Origin of the sequence: Syntrophothermus sp. (assembly GCF_013314835.1) — a bacterium.
GTDB classification, from domain to species: domain Bacteria; phylum Bacillota; class Syntrophomonadia; order Syntrophomonadales; family Syntrophothermaceae; genus Syntrophothermus; species Syntrophothermus lipocalidus.
This window is the reverse complement of sequence record NZ_JABUEX010000127.1, coordinates 1-3,456: the sequence shown is the minus strand read 5'-3', so window position 1 is coordinate 3,456 and position 3,456 is coordinate 1. Positions and strand designations below refer to the sequence as shown.

The window sequence follows — 3,456 nt, the reverse complement described above, 5'->3', positions numbered from 1 at the left end:
GGAGGCGCCTCGTAGAGGCGAACGTGAGGAAGGACCCGGGCGCTGTTCAGGAGGTTCTGAGGTTTTTGAAAGAACTGCGCGACACCTGGCGCGAGGCCGTAGTTTCCCGAAAGGCAGGGGAAAGCAGTGAAGGCAAAGGTTGACGGCTACTTCCTGCTTCTCGACGGCACTGAAAAACAGGTGGCAAAGGCACTGCGGGAGGCGGGCCTGGAGGGAAGCGAAGTCTGCTTCCCGATGCTTCCCACTGGCTCCGGCACCTCAAGGCGCACCGTCTGGTGGGCGAGCGCGGCGCGCCTGTTGAACTCGTTCAAGGCTAAAGGGCAAGAAGACAAGGTCTTCTACTGGGGGCCGCAGCGTTTCCTGCGTCTCTTCCTGCGCGAGGCCTGCCGCTGGGACGGACATACCCTGGTCCTCTGGTCCCACTGGGAGCGCGTCCGGGAGGACGGCTTCTCGCGCTTTTACGGGGCGCTTGGGGTCTGCCTCCCTGCTTCCATAGCCAGAGAAACGGGCGATCTGGCCACCCACCTCGGAAACAGGTTCTTCGCGGAAGTGCTCAAGGAAGGCCTTGCCAATGTAGGACACGACCTGTCTTACCTCGGAAAGCCCTGGCCCGAACCCCGCGAAGAACTCCTTATACCTAAGGGGGGCCAGAAAATCACCCTTGCTATGATTGCCAGAGATGAAGAGGAATTTCTGGCCGGCTGCCTCGAGCAGGCGCTCCCTTTCGTGGACGCGATCGTAGTGGTCGACACCGGCTCCCGGGATCGCACACCTGAAATAGCGGAGCGCTATGGGGCGCGCCTCCTCCGCCACGAGTGGCGGGATGACTTCGCCGCCGCAAGGAACACCTACCTCGAGGAGATCCGGGAGGGCTGGGTCCTCACCCTCGACGCCGACGAGTACCTGACCCCAGAAGCTGGGACCTGGCTACGCCGCCTGGCCGAGAGGAGAGAACCAAAGGTCTACTACCTCCGCACCTACAACTACCACAACGAGTTTCTCACCCACTTTTCGGACCAGGCGAACGTCAGGCTTTTCTGGCGCGCGGAGGACGCCCGGTACACAGGCGCAATCCACGAACAGTTGGCAGCATCCTTGCCCCGGGAGCTGGTGGGTGGCCCGTATGTCCTGCATTACGGTTACCTTCCCGTTGTGCTGGAGGGGAAGAAGAAGCTGGGCCGCAACGCCGGAATTTTGGAAGAGGTAACAGAAAAGCAGGGTTCCGCTTTTGACTGGTACAACCGCGGCCTCAACCTGGTGTCCATGAACAGGCCGGAAGAGGCGCTACGGGCGCTCGAACACTACCTCAGCCTTGAGTCCCCAGAGGCCGTGCGGAACAGGCCCTCGGCCTTCTGGCACGCAGCGCGGGCAGCCCTGGCCTGCGGGAGGAAAGAACTGGCCCTGGAGTATGCGGAAAAGGCGTGCGAAGCTCCCCTCCCGGAATGTTACTTCACCAAAGCTCAGGTCCTGGAGGCTCTAGGCCGCACGGAAGAGGCAATCGCCGCCTACCGGCAAGCGGCTGCGCTGCCCGATCCCCCCGCAAGCCTCTACCAGATCTTCAACCAGACCGACTCTACCATCAAGCTCTGGCGCGCCCGTCTCGCCGCGGCGTCCCTGCTGGAGAAGGAGAAGAGGTACACGGAAGCCGAACGCGAGTACAAGCAGGTCCTCGAAAAAGATGTGGCCAACATCTTTGCCCTCCTCGGACTTGCCCGCACCAAGCGCCTGCAGGGCAAGAATCGGGAGGCGCTTAAATGGGCAGAGCGCGCGGTAGAAGCGAGTAAAAGTGTTTTAGAAGCGCGGGCCGAGTACCTTGAGTGCTTGATCTCTCTCGAAGATCTTGAGGCAGCCAAAAGCTTTGCCGAAACAAGCGTTAGGGAGTCCCGTGCTTTTTCCGGTTTGTATTTGCGCCTTGCCCAGGCGCTGCAATCTGCCAGGCGGTGGCATGATGGTATATGGGCTTCAGAAAAATACCTGGAATTTGAGCCGGATCACATTTCTGCTCTCCTGATTTATTCCCGGTGCCTCTGGAATACCGGCCAGTGGGAAAAGGCGCAGCAGGTTCTTGACAGGGCAGTCGAACTTGCTCCTGGGGATGCGGAGGTCGCCAATTGTTACGGGTCCTTTCTCCTTGCCCAGGGCCTTCCTGATCAGGCGAAGGTGTATTTCGAGAAAGCTCTTTCCCTGGACCCGGAAAACGGTGGAGCCAGGCTGAACCTTGCCCGGGTTCATGTTTTGCAGGGTGATGTTGAGGCTGCACTTTTTCTTGCACATCCCCTGGTAGATTTGGGGGAAGATAACGGTTTCAAAGCGGAGGCGCGCATATTTTCGGCGAGATGCTTGATTGCAACCGGTTCTCCTGAGCAGGCAATCCAATTGCTGGAGGAAGAGGGAGATTTTCAGGATGCTACCTTAAAGCAGGAAGCGTGGCTCGTAAAGGGCAATGCCTTTTATGCTCTCGGCATGTACCTCGAGGCTGTTAACAGTTACTGGGAGGCCTTCAGGCTAAATCCCGAGGATTCAGAACTGCTTTTCCGCATTGCCTTAACCATGATCAAGCTGAACCGTCTGGAAGATGCCGAAAACGCCCTTCTGCGCCTTCAGGAAATCGACCCCTCCTATCCCGAATCTCAAAAACTGTTAAGCTTGATTCGCATGCAGAGGAGCCTCATGAGTCATTGAACTTCCACATGGTTAGGAGGCGGAAAAGTGCAATCATGTAACAAGGCAATTCTGATCGGATCCCCAGTAAGGCAAAAACCGGAAATCCTGGAATTGTTTTTACTTTCACTTCAGGCGTTGAAGAAGGAAGGTTACTCAATTGCCTACTGTCTGGTAGATGATAACGATGATGAACGTTCATCTCGTCTCTTGGAACAGTTCAGGGTAGAAAGCACAGATCTGGTCTGTGTTTTCAGGGTGAAGCCAAATGAAAATTTGCCAAATGAAAATTTTATAAGGGATGAAGTAACTCACCGCTGGACGAGCGAACTTGTTTGGCGGGTTGCTGCTCACAAAAACAGGATTATTAAGTACGCGCTGGCCAATGAATTTGATTATTTGTTCCTTGTCGATTCTGACCTTGTTCTCCATCCGCATACTCTGGTTCAGTTGGTGAACTCGGGAAAAGATATTATTTCAGAGATTTTTTGGACCAGGTGGCAGCCGGACATGCCTGAACTTCCACAGGTTTGGGGGTGCGATCATTATACTTTGTATGAACTTGCTCCGGGGGAGAAACTTTCCCCTGATTATGCCCGGCTCCGCCAGCAGGAGTGGTTGGAAAAGCTCAGGAAACCGGGAGTGTATCGAGTCGGGGGGCTAGGGGCGTGCACGTTGATTGCTCGCCCGGTGCTTGAAAGAGGCGTTAATTTTTCTCCACTTTATAATCTCTCTTACTGGGGAGAAGACCGGCATTTTTGCGTGCGGGCAGTTGCAAGTGGTTTTGAACTTTTC

Annotated in this window: 3 protein-coding genes; all 3 read left to right on the top strand. The window is 56.0% G+C overall.

What is annotated here, in order from left to right:
* Positions 1-143, top strand: a 143-nt coding sequence (locus tag HPY90_RS15480; protein ID WP_287195826.1) for a flagellar protein FliS, incomplete at its 5' end; no start/stop codon positions are given.
* On the top strand, positions 127-2,682 hold the full coding sequence (locus HPY90_RS15475; RefSeq protein WP_287195824.1) for a TPR domain-containing glycosyltransferase: 2,556 nt from the start codon (positions 127-129) through the stop codon (positions 2,680-2,682). The genes HPY90_RS15480 and HPY90_RS15475, both read left to right, overlap by 17 nt.
* A gap of 27 nt (positions 2,683-2,709) precedes the next feature.
* On the top strand, positions 2,710-3,456 hold a 747-nt coding region (locus HPY90_RS15470), incomplete at its 3' end, for a glycosyltransferase family 2 protein (protein ID WP_502707219.1).